Origin of the sequence: Cryobacterium sp. 10I1, from assembly GCF_035019805.1 — a bacterium.
Lineage (GTDB): Bacteria > Actinomycetota > Actinomycetes > Actinomycetales > Microbacteriaceae > Cryobacterium > Cryobacterium glucosi.
Genome location: NZ_JASJVF010000227.1, coordinates 1 through 5264, shown reverse-complemented (window position 1 = coordinate 5264; position 5264 = coordinate 1). Strand labels below are relative to the sequence as shown.

Below are 5264 nucleotides of genomic sequence, written 5' to 3'. Positions count from 1 at the left end.
GTCCTGTCCCTCATCGGCGCCGGTCTGCTCCTGCTCGGCACCGTCGCCGCGATCTCGCGGGCGGCGCGAGTGTTGTGGTACTTGGCGAGGGACGCCTGGATCGGACGCATGGTTCCGGCCGCGTCGAGTTCGGCGAGGCGCAGGCAGTAGAGCTGCATCGCGGTCAGCTGGGACAGCATCCGCGTGAGTCGTTCCTGCACGAGCTGGAAGCCGGCGAGCGGCTTGCCGAACTGGATGCGCTGGTTCGAGTAGCTGAGGGCGGCCTCGAAAACCGCGGTCGCGTGGCCGAGCGCCGACCAGGCCACACCGAGGCGGGTGGCGAACAGCACGGTCGCGGTGTCCTTGAAGGTGCGGGTGCCCGGCAGGAGGGCGTCGAGGGGCACGCGCACGTTGTCGAGCACGATGCGAGCCTGGTGGATGCCGCGAAGGGAGCCCTTCCCGGTGATCGTCTGGGCCTGGTAGCCGGGGGTGTCCTGCGGCACGAGGAACCCGCGCACGTTGCCGTCGTCGTCGCGGGCCCAGACCACGGTCACGTCGCCGACGGAGCCGTTGCCGATCCACTTCTTCTCGCCGGTGATCACCCACTCGTCGCCCTCGCGGGTCGCGGTCGTCTCGAGCGCGACGGAGTCGGAGCCGTGGTCGGGTTCGGTGAGGGCGAAGGCGCCGAGCTTCTCGGCGCGGGCGAGGGGGATGAGCCACTCGGCCTTCTGGGCTTCGCTCCCGTAGAGGGCGATGCTGCGGAGCGCGAGCCCGCCCTGCACGGCCACCACGGTGCCCATCGAGCCGTCGCCACGGGAGATCTCCATGTTGACGAGGCCGGCGGCGAGCGGGGACATCGGGGTAAGGCCGGGGCCGACGACGCCGTCGGTGAGCAGGTCGAGTTCGCCGAGCCTGCGGACGAGGTGCAGCGGATACTCGGCCTTGTCCCAGGCCTCGGTGACCTCGTCGAGCGTCTCGATCGCGAAGGCGCGGGCCCGGTCCCAGAAGACGCGGTCGGCGGCGGGCACGTCCCGGAAGAGTTCGTAGTAGTCGGTGTCGAGCGGCACGGATACGTCGTAGTCGGGCACGGTTCCCCTTCATTGGGTTCGGCTGGTGTGACACTCAGTGTCGGGTCAAATGACACTGAGTGTCAAGTTGCGCGCCCCGGCGTGCTCGCGGCGCGGCGTCCACCGAGGGCGCGTGCGACCTCTCGGGAGAGCTCGTCCGGGGAAATCGTTTCGGAGAACACCGCTACGACGAGCTCGGCTGAGGCCTCCCCCGCCCGCTGGTGCCCGTCCGCGTGCTGCCCGGCCTGGTCAGGTGCCGCGTCGGGGTGGAAGAGGCGCCCCACTTCGCGGAGCTCCGCGGCGAGTTCCTCTGCGAGATGCGCGGCATGCTCGGCGTCCCGCGCGGCATCCATGTCGGCGTCGCTCACTGAGACCGGCTCGGCGTTCGACGCGGCGTTCGACGCGGCCCCCGTTTCGGACGAGGACGGGACAGGGCCGCGGATCAGGCGGCGGAGTTCGTAGTTGTGCGTTGCTGTGATCGCTGCGGCGTAGCGGATGGCGGTGAGCTGCGGCACGTCGGGACGGGCGGAGCGGAGGTAGGCGGCGAACATCCGCTCGTAACGGATGGCCATGATCGTCTCGCGGTCGCGGAGGGCCGGGGTGTCGCGCACGATGAGATCGCGGACGCGGACGTTGTCGAGCCGTTCGCGGAATCGCTCGAAGACCATCGTCGCGGCGTCACGGACCGCAAGCCAGGGGTCGTCGTGTTGCGCGGCGAAGTAGGCGGCGATCTGCACGGCGAGTTCGTCATGGTCGGCGAAGATCACATCTTCCTTGGATCGGAACTGCCGGAAGAAGGTGCTGCGCGAGACGCCGGCGGCCCTGGCGACGTCGGTCGCGGTCGTGGCCTCGTAGCCGTTGGTGCGGAACAGGCGCACGGCGATGTCGGCCACCTCGACGCGGGAGCGGGTGCGAGCCGGACGGGGCTGGCCGGAGGCCTCTGTTGCGGAAACGGACATCAGTCGCGAAAGTAGCACGGAATCGCGCAGTCTCCTTCCCACCCGAACGCCTGGCGCAGGGCGGGTTCAGCGCAGGGCTGCGAGCTCCTCCGTCTCGGCGATCACGTCGACCATCGCGGTGCCCCGGAGCACGGTGACCGGAAGCGGCATCGGCGTACTGACCAGGCCGAGGTATGCCCGGCGCACCCTGCCTTCCCGCTGAAGCGTCTCGATGATGCGCCGGGACGTGGGGTTGATCGGCACGGCGGGGCCGAGTCCGACCTCTGCGGCGGCCGTGTTGATGCCCACGACGGTGCCGCGCGAGTCGGCGAGCGCCCCACTGGAGTTGCCGGGGTTTGACGGCTGCATCCGTCTGGATGACGTCTTCGATGACCCGGGCAGCCGACGCGGAGAGTGTCGGCGTTGCCGAGCCGGGCGGGCTCCGGCGGGGTCAGCGCACGGGAACGGACCACGGCGAGGTCGGAAAGCGGGTCGGAGCCGACGATCTCGATGGCGCTGCTCGTGCTGTCGGAGAAGAGGGCGAGGCCGGCATCCGCCCCGAGCACGACGTGAGCGTTCGTGAGCAGGTAGCCCTGTGCGGAGTAGAGCAGGGCCGAACCGGCGCCGCGGCGCACCCGTCCGCGCGGCGTGGCGACCGACATCTCGATCGCCGCGACCTGGCGGGTCACGGTCGCGGCGACCTCGGTCACGACCCGGGAGTACGCGTCGAGCGGACCCTCCCTCGGGTCGTCCGTTTCTTCGGCCAGCTCCTCTCCTCCCGTTCTCGCTCACCGCGGTCGCCGCGGATGCCGCCCCCTGTAACCGGGGTCTGCCCGCGTCACCGCTCCCCGGTCAACGCCCTCGGCGCACACAGCAGGCGGGCTGAGCGCACGTTTCTCCCCGGCCGGCAGCGCGAGGCTGCGACGGGCGCGATCACCCTCGAGGTGCGGGAGTTCTGCGCCCGGGCGCCCCGGCAGGACCAGGCCGAGCGCGCCTGACCGCAACCTGACCGCGCACCCGATCCGTCATTGTTCCTGGCCCGCCTCTCCGTAAGTTGGGGAGCGGACGAGCGGAGCACACGTGGCAGAGATCGATCAGAATCCCCTTCCGATAACTGACCGGGCACGGGTTGCGGAGCCTGCGACGCCTCTGGGCACGGCCGAGGAGACGGCTCCGCGTGGCCAACGGTTGCGTGTCCCGCGGTTCAGCGGCCGCCCGATACTCAGCAAGGTCCCCGAGGTGACCGCCGCGTTCTGGGTCACCAAGGTGCTCACGACCGGGATGGGCGAGACGACGGCCGACTACCTCGTGCACCAGATCGACCCGCCCGTCGCCGTCGGCCTCGCGGGCCTCGGCCTGTTCGCCGCCCTGCTCCTGCAGTTCGCCGTTCGCCGTTACGTCGCGTGGGTCTACTGGCTCGCCGTCGTCATGGTGAGCATCTTCGGCACGATGGCAGCCGATGCCGTGCACGTAGGCCTCGGAATCCCCTACCTCGTGTCCACGGTCGCCTTCGTCCTCGCGCTCGCTGCGATCTTCCTTGCGTGGCGGACGACCGAGAAGTCGCTCTCCATCCACAGCATCGTGACCCGCCGCCGCGAGTTCTTCTACTGGGCGACGGTCCTCACCACCTTCGCCCTCGGCACCGCTGCCGGCGACCTGACCGCGATGACCTTCGGCCTCGGCTACCTCGCGTCGGGAATCGTCTTCGCTGTGCTCATCGCCATCCCCGCACTGGCGTATCGCCGCTTCGGCATGAACGCAACGCTCGCATTCTGGTTCGCGTACATCCTGACCCGGCCGCTCGGGGCATCCTTCGCCGACTGGGCCGCCGTCTCGCTCGAGCGGGGCGGCCTCGACTTCGGCACGGGACCGGTGAGCCTCGTGCTCTTCGGCGCAATCGTCGCCCTCCTTGCCGCCCGCGCGATCCCGCCGCGCTCTCCCGCCGCGCTCCCGCGAGAATGCACGTTTGGCCCTTAAGTTACCGGCGATAAGGGCCGAAAGTGGACTCTCGCGGCGGGAAGCGGGGCTATTCGGTACCGAGGCCCGCGGCCGAGACCGGCTTCTCACCGGCCGCCGTGCGCACCTTGTTGAGCGCGGTCAGGTCGAACAGGCCGTTCAGGTCGCCGGTCTTGGTGGTGCCGGCCGACACGCCGTTCTCGAGGCTCACCGCGAACGTCGACGCGAGCGGGTCCGTCGAGAACGTCACCTTGGTCAAGGCTCGCGTGATCACGGCATCGGAGAGAGCCTTCCCGCTGTCGGCCGTGAGCTTCTTGTTGATCACGGTTGCCGCATCCGTCGGGTTCTTCGTGAGCCAGTCGACGGATGCCGCGTTGCCGGCCACGAGGGCCCGGACCGTCTCCGGGTGCTCGGCCAGGAATCCCTTCCGCACCAGGAGTACGGTCGTCGGGAAGGCGCCGTCCGGCCACAGCGAGGACTCGTCGACGAGCACTTTGGCGCCGGCGTCGACGACGAGGCGGGAGACCCAGGGCTCCGGTAGCCAGGCGCCGTCGATGGCGCCGCTCTGGAACAGGGTGAGGGTCTGTGCGTTCTCGGTCGGCGTAATCTTCACGTCGCCGCCGCCGGAGGTGTCCGTTGTGAAGCCTTTGCTGCTCAACCAGGCTCGCAGTGCGACGTCCTGAGTGTTGCCGAGCTGCGGGGAGGCGAGGGTCTTGCCCTTGAGGTCGGCGGCGGAATTGATCCCCTCGCGCACGACGAGGGCTGCTCCGCCGCTTGTCGCGCCTGCGACGATCTCGACCGACTCGCCTTTGCTCTTGATGTAGCTGTTCACGGCCGGGCTCGGGCCGATGTATGCCGCGTCGATCGCGCCGGCGCTGAGCGCCTCGATCGTCGCGGGGCCGGCGTTGAAGATCTGGGTGCTGAGCTTGGTGCTGCCGAGGGAATCCTGCAGCAGGCCGTTCTCGATTCCGACGAGGGCAGGGGCTTGGGTGACGTTGTCGAAGTAGCCGAGCCGGAGCTCTGCGGCCGGACCGGCTGCGGTGGCACCGGAGGTGGCATCGGCCGAGGCGGCGCATCCGCTCAGGGTGGTGGCGAGCAGGGCGACGGATGCCGCGCCGAGGGCGAGGCGCATCCCCGTGCGACGAGCAGTGGTGTGGGTCTTGGTGGACATGGGCTTCACTTCCATTCGGTGGACGGCGTACGCTGCGGCACCCGGGGTGGTGGGGGGGGCCGGGGGGGGGGCGGGCCCCCACAGGGCGACGGTCAGGCGGTGATGCGCGGGCGGCGGTCCTTGACGAAGAACCCGTAGGAGAGTGCACCGACC

Annotated in this window: 6 protein-coding genes and 1 pseudogene; 2 read left to right on the top strand and 5 right to left on the bottom strand. The window is 70.0% G+C overall.

The features are described from left to right. The 4 genes and pseudogenes from QN345_RS15235 to QN345_RS15220 form a co-directional block, all read right to left on the bottom strand. A partial coding sequence (locus tag QN345_RS15235; RefSeq protein ID WP_323508821.1) for an acyl-CoA dehydrogenase family protein occupies positions 1 to 1067 on the bottom strand: 1067 nt, incomplete at its 3' end. Positions 1068 to 1129: 62 nt separating this feature from the next. Continuing rightward, on the bottom strand, positions 1130 to 2005 hold the full coding sequence (locus tag QN345_RS15230) for a helix-turn-helix domain-containing protein (protein ID WP_322140605.1): 876 nt from the start codon (positions 2003 to 2005) through the stop codon (positions 1130 to 1132). A gap of 66 nt (positions 2006 to 2071) precedes the next feature. Continuing rightward, complete coding sequence (locus tag QN345_RS15225; protein WP_322137420.1) at positions 2072 to 2353, bottom strand: hypothetical protein; 282 nt, start codon at positions 2351 to 2353, stop codon at positions 2072 to 2074. 50 nt (positions 2354 to 2403) lie between these two features. Then, positions 2404 to 2646: pseudogene (locus tag QN345_RS15220) on the bottom strand (trypsin-like peptidase domain-containing protein); the annotation flags it as partial. Positions 2647 to 2790: 144 nt separating this feature from the next. Between QN345_RS15220 and QN345_RS15215 the strand changes: the two are divergent. Both QN345_RS15215 and QN345_RS15210 read left to right on the top strand, forming a co-directional pair. After that, positions 2791 to 2982, top strand: a complete 192-nt coding sequence (locus QN345_RS15215; protein ID WP_322136600.1) for a hypothetical protein — start codon at positions 2791 to 2793, stop codon at positions 2980 to 2982. 241 nt (positions 2983 to 3223) lie between these two features. Continuing rightward, entirely contained in the window at positions 3224 to 3961 is a 738-nt protein-coding gene (locus QN345_RS15210) for a hypothetical protein (protein ID WP_322136601.1), read from the top strand. Between the two features lie 49 nt (positions 3962 to 4010). Here the strand turns inward: QN345_RS15210 and QN345_RS15205 are convergent, their stop codons facing one another. Next, positions 4011 to 5111: an ABC transporter substrate-binding protein gene (locus tag QN345_RS15205; protein ID WP_322136602.1), complete on the bottom strand. Its 1101-nt coding sequence runs from the start codon at positions 5109 to 5111 to the stop codon at positions 4011 to 4013. Positions 5112 to 5264 lie beyond the last annotated feature (153 nt).

Bases quoted from the DNA above. Each gene is read 5' to 3' on its own strand.
- QN345_RS15230 (WP_322140605.1), bottom strand. From the start codon at position 2,005: ATGTCCGTTTCCGCAACAGAGGCCTCCGGCCAGCCCCGTCCGGCTCGC.
- QN345_RS15225 (WP_322137420.1), bottom strand. From the start codon at position 2,353: ATGCAGCCGTCAAACCCCGGCAACTCCAGTGGGGCGCTCGCCGACTCG.
- QN345_RS15215 (WP_322136600.1), top strand. From the start codon at position 2,791: ATGCCGCCCCCTGTAACCGGGGTCTGCCCGCGTCACCGCTCCCCGGTC.
- QN345_RS15205 (WP_322136602.1), bottom strand. From the start codon at position 5,111: ATGTCCACCAAGACCCACACCACTGCTCGTCGCACGGGGATGCGCCTC.